The organism is Mucilaginibacter sp., from assembly GCF_025359345.1.
GTDB lineage: Bacteria > Bacteroidota > Bacteroidia > Sphingobacteriales > Sphingobacteriaceae > Mucilaginibacter.
The window spans coordinates 208,146-230,340 of sequence record NZ_JANYGQ010000032.1 but is presented as its reverse complement, the minus strand read 5'-3'; the positions used below and the strand labels follow the sequence as shown (position 1 = coordinate 230,340).

The window sequence follows — 22,195 nt, the reverse complement described above, 5'->3', positions numbered from 1 at the left end:
AATATATGATTGAAAAAGGCGCTGTGTTACCTATGTTTTATCTTCCGCCGGTAGAGTATTTTGTAAAATTGAATACTTATCGGGCCAATATCCTTATTGAAAAAGAAGAACATTTCCCTAAGCAAACTTACCGCAACCGTGCCAATGTTTATACACCAGATGGCGTGCTGGGGCTTACGGTACCTGTAATAAAGGGCTCAAAAAATCACACCAAAGTTAAGGACATAAAAATAAGCTACGATTTCAACTGGCAGCGCCTGCACTGGCTTAGCCTGCAGGCCTGTTACCGTCGCTCGGCTTATTTTGAATATTATGAGGACGAACTGACGCCTTTTTATGAAAAAAAGTTTGATTACCTTTTCGAATATAACGAGCAGCTTTTACAGTTTGTATTGAAGGCGATGAAAATTAAGATCGACTTTAAATATACTGATAGCTACGAAACTAACTACCCGGAACTTATAGACTACCGCGAATCCATTAACCCAAAACGGGAAACAGATTTCAACCAAATGGCGTACTTCCAAGTATTTGAAGACCGTAAAGGCTTTATCAAAAATTTAAGCATTGTTGATTTGCTGTTTAACCAGGGGCCGCATTCTGTAAACTACCTGTAAATCAACATCGTAATACCAATAATGGATAACAAACGAAAACTAAAATGGGCGAAGATCATACTATTTTTTGCGGCCCTTTACAACCTGTTTTGGGGTGCATTAATTTCGTTTCATCCGCAAATACTGCTGTTTGGCAATCCATCATCAGCCTTTGTAATTATTTTATTAAAATGCATCGGGATGCTGGTGGGCGTTTACGGCGTAGCCTATTATTTCGCCTCGAAAGACCCGGTGAGATATTGGCCGCTTATTTTTGTTGGGTTTTTAGGCAAGCTTTTAGGCCCGCCGGGGGCCATTTATTACGTTTGGCTGGGTGAGCTAAACCCGTCTTTTTTATGGGTAAATGTATTTAACGATTTGATTTGGCTATTTCCTTTCGGCTGGGTATTATACCAGGTTTGGAAAGGCAGGTTAGGCGGTTTTAGAACACCGCCAAATTAAAAATAGCTTATTCAGGACAGCGTCCCTTAATGCAACATTAATGTTACGGTAATATATATAAACAAAAACCGCACAATTTTGTACCTACTTTTGCGGTTACTAATACGTGGTTACAAAAATGCAATTGTTTAAGTCGGCTATTGTTTTCTTCTGCTTCGCGGTGCTGATGTTGGTTGCCAAGCCGTTTATCGGTTTTAATTCTCTTGCAAACATTAACCACTTGAAACATTTAACTATCTGCGTAAAGGCGTTCACAAAACGCAAACAGGAGTATGTGGAAGATGGTAATTTTGATACAACTTTTGTTCAGAAAAAATTGGCTGAGCCGCTCGGCTTTGTTTTATTGCATTTTGCTGTACTGTTAGGTATAATTTTACCTTTTGCGTTTGCCGCGCAAAATTTATCCAACCGTACTTTACGAAGACTGCGCTTATGCCTGTCTCCCGCACAACCCTCGTACCTGCTCAACTGCAACCTTACTATTTGATATTCCTGAATTAATCATCCTGTGAAACCCTTATGCCTCTGGCTTCCGCCGATGGCATACATTATTCATTCGTAAATAATTTCTGAATTCAACATGTTAAGTTTAAGAAAGTGTTTGTGCATTTTACCGTTGTCTTTTATGGCGATGGCTGCAACAGCACAGCAAACACCCCCAATAACTTTAAAACAACTGCTCAGCAATGTAAGCCGAGAGGCCCCTGCCCTGCTTACCGACTCGGCAGCTATACTTATAAGGCAAGCCCAGGCTGCCGAAGTTCGCAGCAGCTGGCTGCCCAATTTAAAACTAAACTACCAGGCCGATATTGGTACCAGTAACAACACCACCGGGCCGTATTTTGGTTTTGGCATGGTTCCTTCAAGCTCTGGCGGCATTCGCAACACCAGTGTAACCACGGCCGTTGGCGACAACCTGGGCATTGCGGCGCTTGATTGGGAAATATACAACTTCGGTAAATACAGCGCTCAAAACAGGGTTGCCAACTCCGACGTACAGGTTGAACAAAACCAGTTTGCGCAATCAAAATACCAGTTACAGGCTTATACCATTGGCAGTTATTTACAACTACTGCGCCTACAGGATTTTTTAAATATCCAATACCGCAACATACAGCGTAACGAGCAAATTCGGCTCTCCATACAATCCCTTGCGAAAAGCGGTGTACGTGCCGGGGTGGACACCAGCATAGCCGAAGCCGAACTATCAAAAGCGCGGTTAAACTACATCGAGTTAAAAAATCAGCTTAAACAATTGCAACTGCGCGTGTCTGAAATAAGCGGGCTGCCCTACCAATCAATTGTGCCTGATACTACAGTTGAATTAAGCCTGATTAACCAGCCAACGGCCTACCTGTTTGCTGCTGATACTGCTAATCATCCGCTTATAAATTTCTATAAATCTGTTTACCAGGATAACCTTGAACGGGAAAACCTGGTTAAAAAACTTTATAACCCAAAAATTTCGCTCAACGCAGCGGCTTGGGAGCGTGGATCAAGCATTAACGGGAACGGACAGTACAACAACGTCTCAAACGGCTACGGGTTCGATAGGGGTAATTACCTGGTCGGGCTGGGCATATCATATAACTTGTTTGATTTACGGCGCAGGCAGTTAAAGCTAAGCACTCAAAAAGCCGCTACCAGCTATGCTATGAAAAACCTGGAGGAGCAAAAACAAGCGCTCGCACTTAGCGCCAGCCAAGCCGATGCCGAAATGGAAACGGCACTTGAACGCCTTAAGGAAATTCCCAAACAGCTAAAAGCAGCGAGCGATGGTTATCGCCAAAAACTATCACTGTACAAAAGTGGGTTAACGGACATTATCGAGCTTAACGCAGCTCTAAATATCCTCTATCGCGCCGAAACCGACTATATGCAGGCGAAATACGAGTACGCTAATGCGCTGTTCCAGAAGGCCATTACCCAAAACCAGGTAAATACAGTTTTAAACTTTTTAAAATAATCAGCTATGTCAATGGTCACATCCGCACTCAAAAGACCTATCACCGTAGTGGTGGTTACTCTGAGCCTTTTGATTTTTGCAGTGCTAAGTGCAATAAATATCCCTATCGATATATTTCCGCAGTTAAACCTGCCTACTATATATGTAATTGAATCGTACGGTGGTATGTCGCCGCAGCAAATGGAAGGTTTCTTTTCCACCCGTATGCAAGACCAGTTTTTGTATGTAAACGGTGTAAAAACCATCACCAGCAAAAATATACAAGGGTTAACACTGCTTAAACTAAGCTTTTACGAAAGCACGAATATGGCCGAAGCATCGGCCCAGGTTGCGCTACAGGTCAACCGTGCCATGAAATTTTTTCCGCCCGGTGCGCTTCCGCCGCAGGTTATACGCTTTGACGCGTCTTCGCTGCCGGTCGGTCAGTTAGTAATGTCGGCAAAGGGCCGCAGTCTTAAAGAGATTTACGACATGGCAGCTACCCGTATTCGTCCATTGTTTTCAACGGTGCCAGGCTTATCGGCCCCGCCCCCGTTTGGCGCCAACTCGCGGTCAATAACCGTAAATGTCGACCCAGACAAGCTGCGGAGTTACAATCTTACCGCCGATGAAGTTGTTGAGGCGTTATCAAAGTTTAATGCAATGTCGCCATCAGGTAACCTGCGGCTAAATGACATTATGTTTACAACTACTGTTAACACCCTGGTGAAAAAATCTGAGGAGTTTGGCGACATCCCCATAAAAACAAAAAATGGCGTGCCAATTTATGTTAAAGATATAGCCCGCGTGGCCGATGCATCAGACATAACAGTAGATTACGCGCTTATTAATGGCAAGCGCTCCGTCTACATTCCAATCGTTAAAACCGCTGATGCTTCTACGTGGTCGGTAGTGCAGAGCCTGAAAAAGAAATTGCCCGAAATGCAAAGCTTGCTGCCCGATGACGTAAAAATATCCTACGAATTTGATCAGTCGATCTTCGTTGTGAATGCTGTGAAGAGTTTAATGACTGAAGGTGGCCTGGGTGCGTTGCTTACAGGCCTAATGGTTTTGCTCTTCCTTCGCGATTTGCGCAGCAGTTTGGTTGTGGTAATAACCATTCCAGTGTCCATTTTAATTGGTGTACTATTGCTAAGCCTTTGTGGACAGACTATCAACATCATGACGTTGAGCGGTCTTGCACTTGCGATAGGGATATTGGTCGACCAGGCGACCGTTACCATTGAAAACATACACCAGCACCTGGAAATGGGCAAATCAAAGCGACTGGCCATTTATGATGCCTGCGAAGAGATTTCGTTCCCATTGTTGCTGATTTTGTTATGTATCCTGGCCGTGTTTGCCCCATCGTTCCTGATGAACGGCGTGCCGAAAGCCATGTTTTTACCGCTTTCGTTATCCATTGGTTTAACTATGATTGTGTCGTACCTGCTTGCACAAACCCTGGTGCCTATATTAAGCAACTGGATGATAAAAGCTGAGCGTTACCAGCATTATGAGCATGGAAAAGTACACGCCCATGCCGGCGAGGCCATGGACCGCTCAGAAGAATTACAGGTTAACAGGCACCTCGAGAACGAAAAAAACGAGCCGGAGAAAAATGACTTTTTTGAAAAAGTTAAGTTGCGGTTTATAAAAATTTTAGAGCGCTGGATGCCGGCTAAACGTATAATTATACCGGTGTATCTTATTGCCGTTATTGCGTTGGCGGGTTTGTGTTTTGTGATTATCGGGAAAGACATGATGCCAAAGTTGAACAACGGGCAGTTTCAAATACGAATTAAAGAGCCGGACGGCACCCGCCTTGAGCGAACCGAAGACGCAACCAAACAGGTGCTACAGATAATTGATAAAACCGTGAAGCACCACGTTGATATATCATCGGCTTATGTCGGATTGATCCCGAGCAGTTATGGCAGCAGCAACCTCTACATTTTTAACACAGGCACTCATGAGGCGGTGCTGCAGGTACAAGTAGATGAAAGCTATAAAATGAATATGGATGAGCTGAAAGACGCTTTGCGTAAAAACATTGCAGCAGCCTTACCCAATCTCCGTATAACTTTTGAGCCCATTGACATGACCGAAAAAATAATGAGCCAGGGGGCGTCTACCCCGATTGAAGTGCGGGTTGCCGGTAAGGATATGGATTCAATTGAAAATTATGCCAATCGTGTTGTTACCAGGCTTAAAAAAATTGATTACATGCGCGACGTTCAAATAGCCCAGCCATTAAAGGTGCCCGCTATTGCCATTACGCTCGACAGGCTCAAGGTAGCACAGTTTGGGCTGAATGTTACGGAAATTGGCCGCTCCGTTACAGCCAGCACCACCTCAAGCCGTTTTACCGAGAAGAACCAATGGCTTGACGAGGACAAGGCTTATACATACCAGGTGCAGGTGCAAATACCTGAATACGTAATGAATACTATGGATGAGCTAAAGGAAATCCCTTTGCTGAAAGGTAAAAGCAGTCCAACGCTTGCCGATGTTGCCAACTTTAAAGTCACCTACGCCCCTGGAGAGTATGACCGAACCGGCCCTCGCCGTTTTTTAACCGTAAGCGCAAACATCTATAAAAAGGATTTAGGCACCGCCACAACCGCAGTACAAAAGATTTTGAAAGAGGTTGGCGCCCCACCAAAAGGGGCCATTGCTGAAGTAAAAGGAATGTCGAGTTTGCTAACCGATACCTTCAGCAGCCTGCAAAACGGATTATTATTTGCGGTACTGGTAATATTCCTATTGCTGGCAGCTAATTACCAGTCGTTTAAACTATCGCTTACTGTACTTTGTACCATTCCTGCGGTAATATTAGGCTCATTAACAGCCTTGCTGCTTACCGGTTCAACACTTAACCTGCAATCGTACATGGGTATGATTATGAGCACCGGTGTATCTGTTGCTAACGCGATATTGATTGTTACCAACGGCGAATCGCTGCGACTGGAATACCGCGACGCTACCCGCGCGGCTATAACGAGTGCATCCATACGGTTGCGTCCCATATTAATGACCAGCTTCGCCATGATGGCGGGCATGGTGCCCATGGCATCAGGCATGGGCGAGGCTGGCGAACAAACGGCGCCGCTTGGTCGGGCGGTTATCGGCGGCTTATTCGCCTCAACAATTGCCGCCCTGTTTATATTGCCTATGGTATTTGCATGGGTACAAAGTAAAACCACTTATAAATCACCATCGTTAATGCCCGATGAATCAACTGAAATACAACCAGCAACTCTATAAAATCATGAAAATTAAACTCATCATATTAGCCGGCTTAGCCTCATTTTTTGCAGGCTGTTCAGGCAACCAAAAACCAGTCGACCTAACGTCAGCAGTTGGCAAAACAGCCACTAAATACCAGTTTGGCGCCATTGCCGAAAAGGCACTTTCAACTACAGTGAGGCTACCCGGGCAGTTAAACCCTTATAACGAAGTCAATCTTTTCCCAAAAGTTAATGGCTTTGTTAAAAAAGTACTTGTAGACCGTGGCTCGATAGTAAAAAAAGGTCAGCTATTAATTACCCTCGAGGCGCCTGAAATGGAATCCCAGTTACAATCGGCTAATTCGCGTTATTTACAGGCAAAGGAAAATGCCCAGGCCAGCAAGGAAAAATACCAGCGGCTAAAAGAAGCAGCAGGTGAACCCGGTTCTGTATCCCCCCTCGATTTGGACAACGCCATCGCAAAAATGAAAGCCGATGATGCCATGGCCGAATCGGAACATTCAAACGTGGCCTCGGTAAAAACCATGCAGGGCTATTTAAATATTTATGCGCCCTTCGATGGTATGATTATCCAGCGCAACGTATCGCCGGGCGCGTTGGTTGCCCCCGGCAAATCCACCGACCAACCAATGCTTATTTTGCAGGACATCAGCAAGCTGCGACTGGAAGTTTTTATCCCGGAAGATTACGTGGATAAAGTTGATTTAAAACAGCCGGTAGCTTTTACCTTCAATGCCATGCCCGGCCAAACCCAAACTGCCCGGATAAGCCGCTCGGCTAATGCATTGAGCAGTATGCGAAGCGAGGCAATAGAAATCGACGTGATCAACAAAAACAAGCAACTTAAACCGGGCATGTATGCCGAAGTCAAAATACCCATGCTATCAGGTGCCAAATCAATGCTGGTTCCCAATACCGCTATTGTGCGCTCTACAGAACGGGAGTATTTAGTGACTGTGGCCGGCGGCAAAGCAACGCTTGTTGATATTAAAGAGGGCCTTGCAAGTCACGATTCAACCGAGGTTTTTGGAAAAATGAAGCCTGGCGATAAAATTGTACTACATGCTTCAGACGAAATTAAAGACGGTGAAGCATTAAATGAATAACATGGAGGATATTGAATCTTTTTCGACAAAGTTGCGGCGGATAGCACGCCTATATACCGTATCACTGTCCAACTTATTAAACAACTTTGATATTAATAAGTATTTTGATGTGCTTTTGATTTTAGCACGGCAAAATCAGCCGGTTACACAAAAACAACTTGCTGCAAGTATGCATATCGATAAATCACGCATAGTGGCCATGCTCCGGTACTTGCAGCAGAAGCAATATGTTGATATAGAGAAAAATCCTAAGGACCGACGGCAACATTTTGTAAAGCTATCGGCAAAAGGTGCAAAAAGCATTCCACTTATTAATGAAGCATTGATTGAAAACGACAGAATAATCAGCAGTAACATCAAAGAAAATGAATTTGAAAGCTGTCTTTTTACATTGTCAATTATCGAAAAAAGCCTTATCAATGTGGTATAAATAAGTAAAACAGCATCGCTACAACTCTTTAAACCGGCAAATGGTTAACATTTGTCGGTTTTTTATTTACCTATAAATCAATTATTTATAATACTTATTACAATTTAGAAGAATTAATTCTTGTTAAATATTTGCGATATAAAATATTCGCTATATCTTTACACTACTAAATAGGTAGATATTATAGAATTAAAACAAACAATGAAAACTTTAAAGCATTATTTGCTAACCTTTATTTTCACTCGTCATTATCATTACACCCCACAATATTGTATGTGTTGTTGCTGTTGATCCTAAGTCACTCCAACACATAATTAATATTTTTTAATCACAATTTTCCCGACAAAAACTTAAAATGAAATTACCTTACGTAATTGCAACTGCACTTGTATTGAGTGTGCTTTTCAGCGCCATTAATGTTAAAGCGCAGCAAAATGAAGACCTTTTAAATCTCTTAATAAAAAAGAATTTACTCAGCCAGCAGGAGGCAGATTCCATCCGTGCCGACCAGGCTATAAAAGAACAGGCAAAAAAAGACAAAGCGGCCAATCAGCATGGCATATCCCTTGGTAAGGCACTACAGATAAGTGGCCTGGTACAGGCCCGTTACCAGGGCTTTGCGCAAAAAGGAGTTAACAATGCCTTCGACTTAAGGCGTGTACGTCTTGACCTTAGGGGCGAAGTTTCTCCCAATTGGTCGTATGATGTGTATACGGAATTTGGAGGCACAGGAGTAAAACTGGTAGATGCATTTGTAGCTTACAAAGTCGGCGACTTCCTTAAATTTTCTGCAGGCCAGTTTAAAATACCATTTTCCGTTGAAAGCTTAACATCTGATTCGCAACTGGAGTTCTCCGACCGCTCACAGGTTGTGGAAGCGATGGTATCCCGCACCAAAGATGTTATAGGTAACTCAAATGGCCGCGACATTGGCATCCAGGTAAACGGCAGCTTTGCGAAAAACGACGACTTTTACCTTTTTGATTACTCGTTGGGGGTGTTTAATGGCGCAGGCTACGATGTTACCACTGATAATAACAACCATAAAGATGTTGGCGGCAGGTTAACTGTTCACCCGGTTAAAAACCTGGCGGTATCTGCGAACTTCTATAGTGGCCTTGGTAATTACGGTAATCCGGCAGCCGACCACAAACGCAACCGCACTGGTTTCGATGCAAGGTATGTGTTGGACGGATTATCGCTGACCGCAGAATACGATAAAGGTGCCGATGGCATTATACAGAAAAGCGGTTGGTACGCACAGGCTGCCTATTACGTAATCCCTAAAAAATTACAGCTGGCTGCCAAATATGACACCTACGACCCTAACAAATCGGTATTAACAGACAAATCGAACTGGTACATCGGCGGCTTCAACTATTACTTTAACGATTGGACAAGATTAACCATCGACTACAGCATCCGCAGGGAACAGGTAACACAAATTAAAAACGACTTACTTAATGCGCAGTTGCAAATAGTTTTCTAAAATAAATTATTATGAAAAACACATTATTCACAAGGCAGACATTGACAGTAGCCATTGCATTGCTATCGGTAGCCGTAGGCGGCTCATCGTTTATACCCGGTAGTGCAAAACCGGCAGACGATCTGCAAGGAACCATTAGCATATCAGGCGCATTTGCCCTTTATCCCATCACTGTAAAATGGGCAGACGAGTTTAAAAAACTGCACCCCAACGTGAAGTTCAACATTTCTGCTGGCGGCGCGGGTAAAGGTATTACTGATGCATTATCGGGGCTGGTTGATATCGGCCTCGCATCGAGGGATATCGACCCGGCTGAAGTTAAAAAAGGCGCATACACCATTTACGTAACAAAAGATGCTGTGCTGCCAACGTTTAATACTGGAAACCCCAACGCTGCGGCATTGCTTGCCAAAGGCGTTAAACGCGACCAGTTTTTAAACGTATTTGTTACCGGCAACGTCAAAAACTGGAGCCAGCTTGCAGGTAAAGTATCCGTACCTATCCATGTTTACAACCGCTCGGATGCTGCCGGTGCAGGTGAAACCTGGGCCAAGTATTTTGGTAAAAAGCAGGAGGACCTGCTTGGTGTAGGGGTTTATGGCGACCCGGGACTAGCGCAAGCGGTTAAAAAAGATGTAACCGCCATTGGTTACAACAATATTGCCTACCTGTACGATTTAAAAACCCGCAAACAGGTTGATGGGGTACATGCCCTGCCTATCGACGTAAACGGTAACGGAAAAATAGATGCCGACGAAAATTTTTATGATACGGTTGACCATTTAACAGATGCCATAGCAGCCGGCAAATACCCGTCGCCACCCGCACGTAACCTCGGCTTTTTATTTAAAGGTAAACCAAAGAAAAAAGAACTGGTTGAGTTTGTAAAATTTGTACTGACCCAGGGCCAAAAAGATGTGGACGCCAACGGCTACATAGCGCTTTCAAAAGCAAAAATACAGGAGGAACTGAAGAAGGTTGAATAGGTTGAAGATGTTGTAAATGTTGAAAGGGTTGTAAATGTTAAAATTTGCTCCTTTTCGACTTCTACAACAACTACAACGCTTACAACCTTTACAACTTACAAAATGAACTTTCGACTACTCAAAGATAAGATCCTCTCGAAACTGATGCTGGTGTTTACGCTGGCATCAGTTTCGTTATTATTGGTCATCGGCATCGGATTATACTACAAATCCGTCCCGATAATACAGCGATTGGGCTGGACCGAACTGATAACCACAAGTGTATGGAAACCGTTGAAAGGCCTGTTCGGCTTTTTCCCGTTTATAATGGGCACGTTGTGGGTAACTGCAATTGCCATCATTATTGCCCTGCCTTTGTGCCTGCTTACGGCATTATACATTGTCGAATACGCGCCCGCCAGGATAAAACGCATCCTCACCCCTTTTGTAAATTTACTTTCGGGTATACCGCCGGTTATTTTTGGGGTTTGGGGGGTGTTGTTTATTATCCCGCTTATCCAGGCTAATATTGCACCGCATTTTGTTGAGTTTTCAACGGGTTACAGCGTGCTGGCAGGCGGCATCGTTTTGGCGGTAATGATATTTCCGCTGATTGTTAGCATTATTAGCGAAGTGTTACGTACAATCCCCCAGGAACTGAAAGACGCATCGCTTGCCCTTGGCGCTACCAAGTGGGAAACCATAAAAAAGGTGATACTGCGGAAGGCTTTGCCCGGAATAGTCGCAGCTACGGTGCTCGCCATATCGCGCGCCTTTGGTGAAACCATTGCAGTTTTAATGGTTTGCGGTAATAATGCTGTGGTGCCACATTCTGTTTTCGATACGGGTTATCCATTGCCCGCGCTTATTGCTAATAACTATGGCGAGATGCTTTCCATCCCCTCGTACGATTCGGCGCTGATGTTTGCGGCCCTGCTGCTTTTCATTATTATTTTACTGTTTAATATTATCTCGAGGGTGATACTTGCCCGACTCGAAAGGAGACTGGCCGCATGAGAAAACGAAAATTTGAAGAACTATTTTTCCGTGTGCTGATGATATTGGCCACCATCATTGTATCAGGCAGTTTTTTCCTGATAGTTGGCACCATATTTTTCAAAGGCCTTCCTTACATGAATTGGGATATGATTACCAAAACACCGGGTGGCGGCTTTTACATTGGTAAAGAAGGGGGGATTTTAAACGCCATTATTGGCTCGTTTTATGTTGCCGGTGGCGCTACAGTTCTAGGGCTTATCATCAGCATCCCCGTTGCTATATTCATTAATTTATATATGGATGGCAAGCGTTTTCTATCGAATACCATCCGCATGGCGTTTGACGTGCTGTTTGGCATCCCGTCAATAGTTTACGGTGCGTTCGGCTTCCTTATTATGGTTTACTTCGGTATCAGGGCTTCGTTGCTCGGTGGTATAATCGCTGTTACGCTGCTGGTTATCCCAATATTGGTGCGTACGCTTGATGAAGTTATCCGCACCGTACCGTTTGAACTGCGCGATGCTACCTTATCTCTTGGCGCAACCCGTTGGGAAACCGCAAAGGTGGTTTTAAGGCAGATACGACCAGGAATATTTACAGCGATACTATTATACTTCGGTCGCGCAATTGGCGATGTTGCATCGGTATTGTTTACCGCGGGCTTTAGTGATAACATCCCCACATCCTTACATGAACCAGCCGCTACCCTTCCGCTGGCCATATTTTTCCAGCTGGGCAGCCCGGTGGAAGAAGTGCAGGGGCGTGGATATGCTTCGGCCTTGATACTAACTATCATCGTACTTATCATTACAGTATTGGCAGATATACTAATTAAAAAATTCTCGAAACACAAAATTTAAAATGACCAAGACCCCGCATATAAGCGTTCAACATTTGGATGTACACATTGGCGCCCAACATATTTTAAAGGATATCAATATCAATATCCCTGATAAAAAAGTAACCTCTATCATCGGTCCATCAGGCTGCGGCAAAACCACGCTGTTAAAATCCTTCAACAGGCTTTGGGACAATACGGCCGATGTAAAAATTACCGGCAAGGTATTGGTTGATGGCGAGGACATTTATGCCCCCGATGCCGAAGTAACCCACATCCGCAAAAAAATGGGCCTGCTTTCGCAAAGGCCCTATCCCCTGCCAATGTCTATTTATGACAACGTTGCCTACGGGCCGCGTATACATGGCATCCGCAAAAAACAGGTGCTCGATCAGTTGGTTGAGGAGCAATTAAAAGCCACTGGCCTATGGAACGAAGTCAAAGACAGGTTGAATGCTTCGGCAACGCGCCTATCCATCGGCCAGCAGCAGCGTTTGTGCCTGGCCAGGGGCCTTGCTGTAGGCCCGGAAATAATTTTGGGTGATGAATCCACCTCAGCCCTCGACCCGGTTTCAACCGCCATTATTGAAGATTTATTTATCAGCCTCAAAGAGAAATATTCTATCGTGTTGGTAACCCACATTCTCAGGCAGGCACGCAGGGTATCCGACTATATCATCTTTGTTTACATGGGCAAGATAATTGAGTTTGGCCCCACTGAAGAGGTTTTGCTAAACCCGAAAGAAGAATTGACGAAAGAATATGTGAAAGGGTATATTAGTTGACCTCGTAACTAATATTACTGCCTCGGCAAGGTTCAAATACGCTGTGTCCGGGGCATCACCCCGCGTCACCGAGGCATAGAAAATATATCAAAAAAGCACACAAACTATAGAAGTTTTATCAAAACAATGCAGCAATCAGTCAATTCTATACCAAAACAATAGAAATTATATAAAAACCACTCTAAAACAATAACATCTCCCATACTTTACCCGTATATTGCACCATTTATTATCAAAATGGCCTACAATTACCAAAGAATCATTATAAAAATTGGCTCAAATGTATTAACACAGCCAGATGGCTTACCAGATTTAAACCGCATCAATCACCTGGTTGAGCAGATTGCAAAAATAAAACGACAGGGAATTGAAGTAGTGCTGGTGTCGTCAGGGGCCGTTGCTTCCGGTCGTAGTTTAATCTCAATTTCCGAAAAATTTGACTCCATTGCTACCCGGCAGTTGTTCGCCTCTATCGGCCAGGTTAAGCTGATCAATACCTACGCCCAGCAGTTTGAAAAATATAATATCCTCTGCTCACAGGTGCTGGTAACCAAAGAAGACTTCCGCGACAGGCTGCACTACCTCAACATGAAAAACTGTTTGAAGATATTACTGCAGCACCACGTTATCCCGGTTGTAAACGAAAACGATGTGGTATCGGTAACTGAATTAATGTTTACTGATAACGACGAATTGGCCGGCTTGATTGCCTCGATGCTTAACGCCCATGCATTAATTGTTTTAACGAACGTAGACGGGATCTATGACGGTAACCCCAATATTGATGGTACCAAAGTGATTGAAGAGGTCAACGGCAAAAATATCGACTTTGCTTCATTTGTAAGCAGCAGCCGTTCGCAGTTTGGCCGTGGAGGGATGATAACCAAATCCACCATGGCACAAAAGGTTGCACAATTGGGTATTGCCGTACATATTGCAAATGGCACGCGCGAAAATATTTTGCTGGATGTTTTGGCTGATAAAATACCACATACCTATTTTGTTCCCAATAAGTCAGCGTCCGGCAAAAAGAAATGGATTGCCCATGCAGGTAATTACGCAAAAGGGATTGTACAGGTAAATGCAGGCGCTAAGGCCGCCTTAACATCTGCAAAGGCATCCAGTTTGTTGCCTGTAGGGGTTATTAATATCATTTCCCCGTTTAAAAAAGGTGAAATCATTAAGCTGATTGACGAAAACGATAAACCAATCGGTCTGGGCATAGCCGAATACGGCTCTGAACGCGCGGTTGAATTCATCGGCCAAAAAAATCAAAAAGCATTGATACATTATGACTACCTTTATTTAGAATGTTAAAGAATTATTCTACATATTTCGAAAACGCAAAGGCAGCAAGCGGCAAAATCATAGCCCCAACTATTGTTAACCAGGTTTTAACCGACCTTGCAGGTGCAGCTATTGCCAAAACCGAGTACCTACTAAAAGAAAATCAGAAGGATCTGGACCGGATGGACCGTAAAGACCCCAAATACGACCGTTTGACGCTCACTGCTGATCGTATTACCGATATAGCCAAAGAAATAAAAAATGTGGCTTCCCTGGAGACGCCACTTGGCGATGTATTTTCAGAAAAAACCATGCCGAATGGCCTGCATATTACAAAGGTGCGTGTACCGCTTGGCGTTGTCGGCGTAATTTACGAGGCCCGGCCGAATGTAACTTTTGACGTCTTTTCGTTATGCTTTAAAACCGGGAATGTTTGTATTTTAAAAGGAGGCAGCGATGCGCATTATTCAAACAAAGCTATCATTAGTATTATTAATGATGTTTTATTAAGTCATGATATAGAAGTTAACATGGCCACTCTGCTGCCGGCCGAACGCGAAGCCAGCGACGCCCTGTTAAACGCAACAGGTTACGTTGATGTACTGATACCGCGTGGCAGCCAGCAATTGATTGATCATGTGCGAAATAACAGCAAGGTGCCTGTAATTGAAACCGGCGCGGGTATAGTGCACACCTACTTTGACGAGTTTGGCGATTTAGAGAAAGGTGCCAATATTATATGCAACGCCAAAATCCGCCGGGTAAGCGTTTGCAACGCGCTGGATTGCTTAATTGTTCACTATACCCGCCTGCGTGATTTGCCACAACTGGTGAAGCAGCTCGGCGAAAAAAAGGTTTCGATTTATGCCGACAAAACCGCATTTACCATATTAAAGGGCCACTACCCCGATAGCTTTTTAAACCACGCCAAACAGGAACATTTCGGAACGGAGTTTTTAGCCATGCGGATGTCGCTTAAAGTTGTCGAGAGTTTTGAAGATGCCCTTGAACATATAAAAGAGTATAGTTCCAAACATAGTGAAGCTATAATATCTGAAGATACCGGGCGTGTTGAGCAATTTTTAAACGAAGTTGACGCTGCCGCCGTTTATGTAAATGCATCGACAGCGTTTACCGATGGCGCACAGTTTGGCCTCGGTGCCGAAATTGGTATCAGCACCCAAAAGCTGCATGCCCGCGGGCCGATGGGGCTGGAAGAATTAACGAGCTATAAATGGGTGGTACGCGGAAACGGCCAAGTAAGGCCCTGATTTTTCGTAGAGACGCAATATTTTGCGTCTTATAAAAGCGGCAGGTTTGGGTTACCTATTGCCAGATAGGTGTATAAAGAGAAAATGTGGGCTACCTGTCAACGGGAGACGCGATGCATCGCGTCTCGACAACGGAAACCAAATTAACCTTCACATGAATTTCAAAAAAATCTTCAAAATCATTGGTCGTATATTGTTGGGTTTTATCGCCTTTATTGCGTTGTATGCACTGGCCGTGTATACCCTACCCAAAATAGGCGTTGATAAAGAAGCCAATAGCTCGCCCGATATTACCATTTACATCCATACTAATGGGGTGCATACCGATGTGGTTTTGCCTATCGCAAACAACCTTTGCGACTGGCGCAAGGATATTAAGTTCGAAAATACTATCAGTAAAGATACCACCGCAACATTTGTTGCCTTTGGTTGGGGCGATAAAGGCTTTTATTTAAATACTCCAACCTGGGCGCAGCTGAAATTCAGCATCGCTTTTAAAGCTGCCTTTGCGCTCAGCACATCAGCTATGCATACCACATTTTACAAAAACCTGCAGAAGGGCGATGATTGCAAAAAAATACTTATCAGCAACGAACAATACAGCAGACTGATAAAATATATCCGCTCCAGCTTTAAAACCGATTCGAATAATAATTTCATCAACATAAAAACAAACGCTAATTACAACAATTACGATGCCTTTTATGAAGCCCAAGGCAAATATAACCTGTTTTACACCTGTAATACATGGGCAAACAACGCATTGAAAGCCTGCGGTCAAAAAGCTTGCTTGTGGACACCTTTTGATAAAGGGATTTTTAACCAGTATAAGTAATTTTTTTGTTCCTTCCCAGATGCAGCGAGTCTTCCCCCTTGTTACCTATCGGCGGGAGACGCAAAAGTACTGGTCTCTACAAGAAATTTATTTTGCAGTCTTTTACGCTTTTTTAAAACTTCTAACGGCAATAACAGTGCTTATCAGCATTAAAATTGATGCCAGCAAATATGGCGCTCCTGGAAAATGAATGGTTTTAGGGCTTTTGGTAAAAAAGAAAAACACATAGCTTAATAGCAAAGGCCCCACAATCAGGCTGATGCTGTTTAATATGGCAAAGGCTCCCTGTAATTCGCCCTGCTCATTTTTAGCTACTTCATCGGTGGCTATCGCCTGCATTGCCGGGCCCGACAAGCCCCCCAGGCAATAAGGGATCATGAACAGGTAAAGCATCCATCCCTTTGAGGCAAATGCTATAAGTGCCAAACCAATCGCATAAAAAATAAGTCCCCAGATAATATTTTTTTGCTGACCAAACTTAGGAACAGTGTACCGGATCAAACCGCCTTGTATACCAACCAAAACCAATCCCACAAAAATCCCCAGTGTACCGACGCTGGCTGGTGTCCAGTTAAACTTTTCGTAAAGATAGGTCGACAGTAAATACTCGACTGCCTTTTGTGCTATGTAAACAATTGCTGTGGCACTCAACAAGCTTGCAAGCGCAGGGCGTTTTTTATATATCCGCAATAGCGATAAAAATGGATTAGCCCGACCCCACTCAAATTTCCGGCGATATTTTGGCGCAAGCGATTCGGGTAAAACAAACAAGCCATAAAATCCATTAGCAAAAGCGAAAGCCGCGGCTGCCATAAAAGGTAGCCTTAAGTTAATCCCGCTCAGGTATGCGCCCAATGCGATCCCGAATATAAGACCAACGGCTGATGCCGCGCCCACCAGGCCAAAGTTTGCGGCCCTTTTACTCCCGGTGCTTACATCGGCGATATAAGCCGTAGCCGTTGATGTGCTTGCACCGCAAATGCCCGCTATGGTACGGCCTACAAATAGCCACAATATAGTGGGCGAAAAAGCCATAACCAGGTAATCAATACCGAAACCAAATAATGAAATCAGCAGAATTGGCCGGCGGCCGTACCTGTCACTAAGATTACCCATTACCGAGGCAAATGCAAACTGCATAGATGCATAAACAAAAGTTAACCAGCCAATATAGGTCGATGCTTTGCTTACATCGATATGTCCGAGCACTTGCAGCAACTTTGGCAACACGGGTATAATGATGCCCAAACCCAGCACATCGATAAAAATGGTTATAAAAATAAATCCAAGCGCTGCGTTTTTTTTGGGTTTTGCCATATCGTTAGTTCCATGTGAAAAGGATAAACCGGGGTAAAAGTTTTTATTTGGTGAAAATAGTCCGGAAAGTGGAAAAAGTCCGAAAGTCCGGGAGACGCTGCAATTTTACGCGGGCTCATTAGCTAGTCTTTCCCTTCCCCGCCTGAAACTTCTCACTGCCAATATAGCGCTTAATAACATCAATATCGCTCCAATAATATACGGCGCGCCCGGGAACTGAAAAAACGGGTTAGGCTTGGTGAAATAGTAAAATGATTCAGTCATAACCAACGGTCCGAATATGGAGCTAAAGCTCATTAAACCCGTTAAGCCGCCCTGCAGATTTCCCTGCTCGTTAGCCGGCACACTGTTGCTCATATAACCCTGTATAGCGGGGCCTGCAATTCCTCCAAGGCAATAAGGTACAAGTATGGCGTACATCATCCAACCTTTAGTAGCAAAAGCAAATAATGCCAGCCCGATTGCGTATAAAAGCAAACCGATCCATATACTCCGCTCCTGTCCAAGCTTCGGTAATATTATTCTTATTAAACCACCCTGAACCGTTGCAACCATCAACCCAACAAATCCAAGCGACCAGCCAATGGCGGCCTCGTTCCAACCAAACTTTTGCATCGTGTAAAAGGTCCACACACTTTGTACGGCCTGTACCGCGAAGTACACCAGGAATAATGAAAATGCCAGGCCGATAACAGACTTATATTTCTTAAGCTTAAAAATCGACGTAAACGGGTTAATCTTTTTAACATCCAGCGGACGCCTGTTTTCCGGCGCTAACGATTCGGGCAGAATGAAATATCCATAAATGGCATTAAGCAGCGCCAGTGCAGCCGCTGCAATAAAAGGGTAATGTACGTCATATTTTCCCAACATACCACCTATTACCGGCCCCACAATAAATCCAAGCCCAAAGGCAACACCAACAAGGCCGAAGTTAGCTGCCCGTTTTTCAGGTTCGCTAATATCTGCTATATAAGCATTAGCTGTAGTAAAGCTGGCGCCTGTTATGCCTGCTACTATCCGCCCTACAAACAACAGGCCTATAGTTGGCGCAAACGCCGAAAATGCATAGTCGACACTAAAACCTAAAAGAGAACAAAGCAACACTGGTCTACGACCAAATCTGTCGCTTAAGTTCCCAATAAGTGGTGCAAACAGAAACTGCATACCTGCGTAGGCTGTTGTAAGCCAGCCGCCATACCATGATGCATCACTTACATCGCCGTGAATTAAATGTTCAATCAGTTTTGGTATCACGGGTATAATAATACCCAGGCCCATAACATCAATAAATAGCGTGGCGAAAATAAAACCAAGCGCCGCCTGCTTTTTAGGTTTGTGCATAGGGCGCAAAATAAATAATTATAACTGTATACCCCACAACAAAAATCAGCAGCGTTCTATGATTCTTAAAAATTCGGTTTCAGCACATATTTATCATAGAAACGGAAAATGTGCTCGGTGGCTTCCTCGGCGGTATCAACCACGCGGTAAAGCATCAGGTCGTCCGGATGTATATTGTGTTCCTGGGCCAGCATTTTTTCTTCTACCCAGTTAAAAAGGCCTTTCCAATAGTCAACCCCGACAAATATGATGGGGAAGCGGGCTATTTTACCGGTTTGTATCAAGGTAATCGCCTCGAATGATTCATCCATCGTACCAAAGCCGCCGGGCAATACAATAAAGCCTTGCGAATATTTCATAAACATTACCTTTCGGATAAAAAAGTAATCGAACTCCAATATCTTATCCCTGTCGATATACTTATTATGAAACTGTTCAAAAGGCAGTTCGATGTTTAACCCTACCGACTTACCGCCGGCCTCGTAGGCGCCTTTGTTTGCCGCCTCCATAATACCCGGGCCACCGCCTGATATCACGCCGTAGCCGCGTTCAGTTAAAATACGGGCGGCATCTTCGGCTATCTTATAGTATGGGTTATCATTATGCGTACGTGCCGAGCCAAATATGGACACGCATGGGCCGATTTTCGCCAGTTTTTCAAAGCCGTCAACAAATTCGGCCATTATTTTAAATATCTGCCACGAGTCGGTTACCTTTATTTCCTGCCAGTTTTTGTTCTCAAACGCTTGTCTTATTTTTTCTTCACCTGTCATAGTAGTAGTTGGAAGTCCAGGAATTCGGAAAAGACCGAAAAGTCCGGGAGAAGTAATTAGTTATATAGTACAATAAATAGTATTGATAAGTTTTAGGCCGTGTTATAATTTAGATTTATTTGAGTTTTCTTCGACGACGTAATCCATAAGCCAACAAACGTAATTAATCCGTTTACAATTATCAATTCGTTATCAAAAATGTAGCCGCCTAATAGTTGGGCAGAGTTCATGCTTAAATAATAGCAAATCGCCGGTGATATTAAACAGATAAACGGCACTAACTTATCAAATACCTGTCTTTTACCCAAAAACAACCCAAACGAGTAAAGTCCCAGTAAAGGCCCGTAAGTATAGGAGGCCACTTTAAATATGGCGTTAACCACCGCAGTATTGGTTATAGCGTTAAATATAATTATCGTGAGCAGCATTAACCCAGAAAATGCAATATGCACATAGTGACGGGTACTCACCATTTTCTTACCGTTTACATCGCCCCGTTTGTTAAACCCTAAAAAATCTACGCAAAACGAAGTGGTTAACGCAGTCAAGGCCGAATCTGTTGTTGCAAAGGTAGCTGCTGTTAACCCCAGCATAAATACCATTGCCGGTATAAGTCCGAGATATTTCAGCGCAATTGTTGGGTACAGGTAATCAGTTTTTTCAACCTTGATGTCATATTTAGCCGCATAGATATAAAGCAAGGCTCCTACGCACAAAAAGAAAATATTGATCACCACAAAAACAGCAGTAAAGCTGAACATGTTTTTTTTCGCTTCGCGGATATTTTTCAGGCTCAGGTTTTTCTGCATCAGATCCTGGTCGAGGCCGGTCATGGCAACAGTAATAAACAAACCGCCAAGAAACGCTTTGCTAAAGTGAAATTTGCTGGTCAAAAAATCATTGAAAAAAAATATTTTAGAATAGCTGCTGTTTTTAACTGCATCTATGGCTTCAAAGACATTATAGTGCAGGCTCTGGCAAATAAAGTAAATCGACAAAAATACCGACGACACCAGGAACAACGTTTGAAGACTATCGGTAATAATAATGGTTTTCAATCCGCCTTTAAATGTGTAGCTCCATATCAGTACCAGGCATATCAGCCCTGTTACAGCAAACGGCACACCATAGCTATCGAAAATAAATTTTTGTAAAACTATTACCACCAAATAAAGCCTGAACGACGAACCGATAACCCGGCTGATTAAAAAGATCCCAGCAGCCGTTTTGTAGCTCCACACCCCAAGTACTCCTTCAATATAACTATATATCGATGTGAGTTTCAGCCGGTAATACAATGGTAACAAAACTGTAGCTATAACTACAAAGCCCACTGCATTACCCAAAACAAATTGGAAATATTCAAACTGGTCGCCGGTTGGTGCACCTACTTTGCCGGGAACGGAGATAAATGTAACGCCGCTTAAAGCGGTGCCGATCATCCCAAAAGCCACCAGGTACCATTTGGAATTACGGTTGGCTACGAAAAATGTATCGTTATCAGCTGATTTGCGGGAAGTCAGCCAGGAGATGACGAGCAGTACCAGGAAATAGCCGATGATAAATGTTAGTAATATTCCGGGAGACATGGATTAATTCATAGATGATGGTTCATAGTTCATGCCCGCTCACACCTGTTCTATATGAACCATGAACTATTAACCATGAACTCTAAGCGATTTACCTATTATTTTTTAATTTAGCAACATGAACTTTTCATCGAAGTTGCTGGAAGACGCTGTTGCCGAATTTGCTAAACTGCCGGGGGTGGGACAAAAAACAGCCTTACGCCTTGTGTTACACCTGCTTAACCAGGATAAGGAGGATGTAGAGAAATTTAGCAAGAGTATAAGCAAGCTGCGTAACGAAATACAGTTTTGCAGGGTTTGTCTAAATATTTCCGACCACCCGGTATGCGAGATATGTGCATCGCACAAACGCGACCATACCATTATATGTGTTGTGGAAGATACCCGCGACGTTATGGCTATAGAGAATACCAATCAATATAATGGTGTATATCATGTTTTAGGGGGCCTTATATCGCCAATGGACGGGATAGGCCCCTCGGATTTGGAAGTAGACTCGCTGCTTGACCGCCTTAAAGAAAATGATGTAAAAGAAATCATATTCGCGCTAAGTGCCACAATGGAAGGTGACACCACCATTTTTTACCTGGACAAAAGGTTAAAGTCTTTCGATATAACTATTTCAACCATAGCACGGGGCATAGCTTTTGGCGGGGAACTGGAGTATGTGGATGAAATCACGCTGGGGCGATCAATAGCTACGCGCGTACCCTACATTAACTCATTGTCGAAATAAAGCGACACATGTTTTAAATTCCATACAGCGTCAACGCCATAAATCATCTTAAAGCGAAGAAAACCAACCCATAAAATACTGATAAACAGTAAAAAACACCTGATAATTTACACAACAAGGTAAAGTTTCCACATATCGTTTATCCCGATTGCCTGTGGCATAGCTTTTGGTGCTAAT

At 43.6% G+C, this 22,195-nt stretch carries 20 protein-coding genes; 16 read left to right on the top strand and 4 right to left on the bottom strand.

From position 1 onward, the window contains the following. Nucleotides 1–5 precede the first annotated feature (5 nt). From Q0R52_RS21440 to Q0R52_RS21370, 15 genes are all read left to right on the top strand, one after another. Nucleotides 6–617 carry a WbqC family protein gene (locus tag Q0R52_RS21440; RefSeq protein WP_295798313.1) on the top strand — a complete coding sequence of 204 codons (612 nt, stop codon included), beginning with the start codon at nt 6–8 and terminating at the stop codon, nt 615–617. A 21-nt stretch (nt 618–638) separates the two neighbouring features. Continuing rightward, entirely contained in the window at nt 639–1,058 is a 420-nt protein-coding gene (locus tag Q0R52_RS21435) for a hypothetical protein (RefSeq protein ID WP_295798310.1), read from the top strand. Between the two features lie 118 nt (nt 1,059–1,176). After that, nucleotides 1,177–1,545 (top strand): hypothetical protein, encoded by a 369-nt coding sequence (locus Q0R52_RS21430; protein WP_295798309.1) that lies wholly within the window; start codon nt 1,177–1,179, stop codon nt 1,543–1,545. Nucleotides 1,546–1,683: 138 nt separating this feature from the next. Further along, a complete protein-coding gene (locus Q0R52_RS21425; protein ID WP_295798307.1) occupies nt 1,684–3,024 on the top strand; it encodes a TolC family protein in 1,341 nt (446 codons plus the stop codon). Nucleotides 3,025–3,036: 12 nt separating this feature from the next. Continuing rightward, nucleotides 3,037–6,270, top strand: a complete 3,234-nt coding sequence (locus Q0R52_RS21420) for an efflux RND transporter permease subunit (RefSeq protein ID WP_366520929.1) — start codon at nt 3,037–3,039, stop codon at nt 6,268–6,270. Nucleotides 6,271–6,274: 4 nt separating this feature from the next. After that, nucleotides 6,275–7,360 carry an efflux RND transporter periplasmic adaptor subunit gene (locus Q0R52_RS21415; RefSeq protein ID WP_295798301.1) on the top strand — a complete coding sequence of 362 codons (1,086 nt, stop codon included), beginning with the start codon at nt 6,275–6,277 and terminating at the stop codon, nt 7,358–7,360. Between the two features lies 1 nt (nt 7,361). Continuing rightward, nucleotides 7,362–7,790, top strand: a complete 429-nt coding sequence (locus tag Q0R52_RS21410; protein ID WP_295798299.1) for a MarR family transcriptional regulator — start codon at nt 7,362–7,364, stop codon at nt 7,788–7,790. Between the two features lie 355 nt (nt 7,791–8,145). Then, complete coding sequence (locus tag Q0R52_RS21405; protein ID WP_295798297.1) at nt 8,146–9,279, top strand: porin; 1,134 nt, start codon at nt 8,146–8,148, stop codon at nt 9,277–9,279. Between the two features lie 11 nt (nt 9,280–9,290). Continuing rightward, nucleotides 9,291–10,265: a PstS family phosphate ABC transporter substrate-binding protein gene (locus tag Q0R52_RS21400; RefSeq protein ID WP_295798295.1), complete on the top strand. Its 975-nt coding sequence runs from the start codon at nt 9,291–9,293 to the stop codon at nt 10,263–10,265. Between the two features lie 102 nt (nt 10,266–10,367). After that, nucleotides 10,368–11,261: a phosphate ABC transporter permease subunit PstC gene (gene pstC / locus Q0R52_RS21395; protein WP_295798293.1), complete on the top strand. Its 894-nt coding sequence runs from the start codon at nt 10,368–10,370 to the stop codon at nt 11,259–11,261. After that, nucleotides 11,258–12,103 (top strand): ABC transporter permease subunit, encoded by an 846-nt coding sequence (locus tag Q0R52_RS21390; RefSeq protein ID WP_295798292.1) that lies wholly within the window; start codon nt 11,258–11,260, stop codon nt 12,101–12,103. The genes pstC and Q0R52_RS21390 overlap by 4 nt, the downstream gene beginning before the upstream one ends. Before the next feature lies 1 nt (nt 12,104). Next, nucleotides 12,105–12,866, top strand: coding sequence for a phosphate ABC transporter ATP-binding protein (locus tag Q0R52_RS21385; protein WP_295798289.1), 762 nt, complete (start codon nt 12,105–12,107; stop codon nt 12,864–12,866). Between the two features lie 237 nt (nt 12,867–13,103). Next, the gene (gene proB / locus Q0R52_RS21380) at nt 13,104–14,183 is read left to right on the top strand and encodes a glutamate 5-kinase (RefSeq protein ID WP_295798286.1); all 1,080 of its coding nucleotides are present in this window, start codon (nt 13,104–13,106) and stop codon (nt 14,181–14,183) included. Next, a complete protein-coding gene (locus Q0R52_RS21375) occupies nt 14,177–15,424 on the top strand; it encodes a glutamate-5-semialdehyde dehydrogenase (RefSeq protein WP_295798284.1) in 1,248 nt (415 codons plus the stop codon). Before proB ends, Q0R52_RS21375 begins: the two co-directional genes overlap by 7 nt. A gap of 154 nt (nt 15,425–15,578) precedes the next feature. After that, nucleotides 15,579–16,259, top strand: a complete 681-nt coding sequence (locus tag Q0R52_RS21370; RefSeq protein ID WP_295798281.1) for a TIGR02117 family protein — start codon at nt 15,579–15,581, stop codon at nt 16,257–16,259. Between the two features lie 102 nt (nt 16,260–16,361). Here the strand turns inward: Q0R52_RS21370 and Q0R52_RS21365 are convergent, their stop codons facing one another. The 4 genes from Q0R52_RS21365 to Q0R52_RS21350 all read right to left on the bottom strand — a co-directional run bounded on the left by Q0R52_RS21365 (nt 16,362) and on the right by Q0R52_RS21350 (nt 21,282). Continuing rightward, a complete protein-coding gene (locus Q0R52_RS21365; protein WP_295798279.1) occupies nt 16,362–17,576 on the bottom strand; it encodes a TCR/Tet family MFS transporter in 1,215 nt (404 codons plus the stop codon). 105 nt (nt 17,577–17,681) lie between these two features. Beyond that, nucleotides 17,682–18,920 (bottom strand): TCR/Tet family MFS transporter, encoded by a 1,239-nt coding sequence (locus tag Q0R52_RS21360; RefSeq protein ID WP_295798276.1) that lies wholly within the window; start codon nt 18,918–18,920, stop codon nt 17,682–17,684. 65 nt (nt 18,921–18,985) lie between these two features. Beyond that, nucleotides 18,986–19,693 (bottom strand): TIGR00730 family Rossman fold protein, encoded by a 708-nt coding sequence (locus Q0R52_RS21355; protein ID WP_252790506.1) that lies wholly within the window; start codon nt 19,691–19,693, stop codon nt 18,986–18,988. A gap of 92 nt (nt 19,694–19,785) precedes the next feature. After that, nucleotides 19,786–21,282, bottom strand: a complete 1,497-nt coding sequence (locus Q0R52_RS21350; RefSeq protein WP_295798268.1) for a sodium:solute symporter — start codon at nt 21,280–21,282, stop codon at nt 19,786–19,788. A 118-nt stretch (nt 21,283–21,400) separates the two neighbouring features. On the opposite strand from Q0R52_RS21350, the gene recR reads away from it, so the two are divergent. Beyond that, nucleotides 21,401–22,018 carry a recombination mediator RecR gene (recR, locus tag Q0R52_RS21345; RefSeq protein WP_295798265.1) on the top strand — a complete coding sequence of 206 codons (618 nt, stop codon included), beginning with the start codon at nt 21,401–21,403 and terminating at the stop codon, nt 22,016–22,018. Nucleotides 22,019–22,195 lie beyond the last annotated feature (177 nt).

Excerpts from the sequence above, each read along its gene's own strand:
- Q0R52_RS21375 (WP_295798284.1), top strand. The coding sequence starts at position 14,177 with ATGTTAAAGAATTATTCTACATATTTCGAAAACGCAAAGGCAGCAAGC.
- Q0R52_RS21365 (WP_295798279.1), bottom strand. The coding sequence starts at position 17,576 with ATGGCAAAACCCAAAAAAAACGCAGCGCTTGGATTTATTTTTATAACC.
- Q0R52_RS21400 (WP_295798295.1), top strand. The coding sequence starts at position 9,291 with ATGAAAAACACATTATTCACAAGGCAGACATTGACAGTAGCCATTGCA.
- Q0R52_RS21415 (WP_295798301.1), top strand. The coding sequence starts at position 6,275 with ATGAAAATTAAACTCATCATATTAGCCGGCTTAGCCTCATTTTTTGCA.
- Q0R52_RS21385 (WP_295798289.1), top strand. The coding sequence starts at position 12,105 with ATGACCAAGACCCCGCATATAAGCGTTCAACATTTGGATGTACACATT.
- Q0R52_RS21425 (WP_295798307.1), top strand. The coding sequence starts at position 1,684 with ATGGCGATGGCTGCAACAGCACAGCAAACACCCCCAATAACTTTAAAA.
- Q0R52_RS21405 (WP_295798297.1), top strand. The coding sequence starts at position 8,146 with ATGAAATTACCTTACGTAATTGCAACTGCACTTGTATTGAGTGTGCTT.
- Q0R52_RS21350 (WP_295798268.1), bottom strand. The coding sequence starts at position 21,282 with ATGTCTCCCGGAATATTACTAACATTTATCATCGGCTATTTCCTGGTA.
- Q0R52_RS21410 (WP_295798299.1), top strand. The coding sequence starts at position 7,362 with ATGGAGGATATTGAATCTTTTTCGACAAAGTTGCGGCGGATAGCACGC.
- Q0R52_RS21435 (WP_295798310.1), top strand. The coding sequence starts at position 639 with ATGGATAACAAACGAAAACTAAAATGGGCGAAGATCATACTATTTTTT.
- Q0R52_RS21430 (WP_295798309.1), top strand. The coding sequence starts at position 1,177 with ATGCAATTGTTTAAGTCGGCTATTGTTTTCTTCTGCTTCGCGGTGCTG.
- pstC (WP_295798293.1), top strand. The coding sequence starts at position 10,368 with ATGAACTTTCGACTACTCAAAGATAAGATCCTCTCGAAACTGATGCTG.
- Q0R52_RS21355 (WP_252790506.1), bottom strand. The coding sequence starts at position 19,693 with ATGACAGGTGAAGAAAAAATAAGACAAGCGTTTGAGAACAAAAACTGG.
- proB (WP_295798286.1), top strand. The coding sequence starts at position 13,104 with ATGGCCTACAATTACCAAAGAATCATTATAAAAATTGGCTCAAATGTA.
- recR (WP_295798265.1), top strand. The coding sequence starts at position 21,401 with ATGAACTTTTCATCGAAGTTGCTGGAAGACGCTGTTGCCGAATTTGCT.
- Q0R52_RS21360 (WP_295798276.1), bottom strand. The coding sequence starts at position 18,920 with ATGCACAAACCTAAAAAGCAGGCGGCGCTTGGTTTTATTTTCGCCACG.
- Q0R52_RS21370 (WP_295798281.1), top strand. The coding sequence starts at position 15,579 with ATGAATTTCAAAAAAATCTTCAAAATCATTGGTCGTATATTGTTGGGT.
- Q0R52_RS21440 (WP_295798313.1), top strand. The coding sequence starts at position 6 with ATGATTGAAAAAGGCGCTGTGTTACCTATGTTTTATCTTCCGCCGGTA.
- Q0R52_RS21420 (WP_366520929.1), top strand. The coding sequence starts at position 3,037 with ATGGTCACATCCGCACTCAAAAGACCTATCACCGTAGTGGTGGTTACT.
- Q0R52_RS21390 (WP_295798292.1), top strand. The coding sequence starts at position 11,258 with ATGAGAAAACGAAAATTTGAAGAACTATTTTTCCGTGTGCTGATGATA.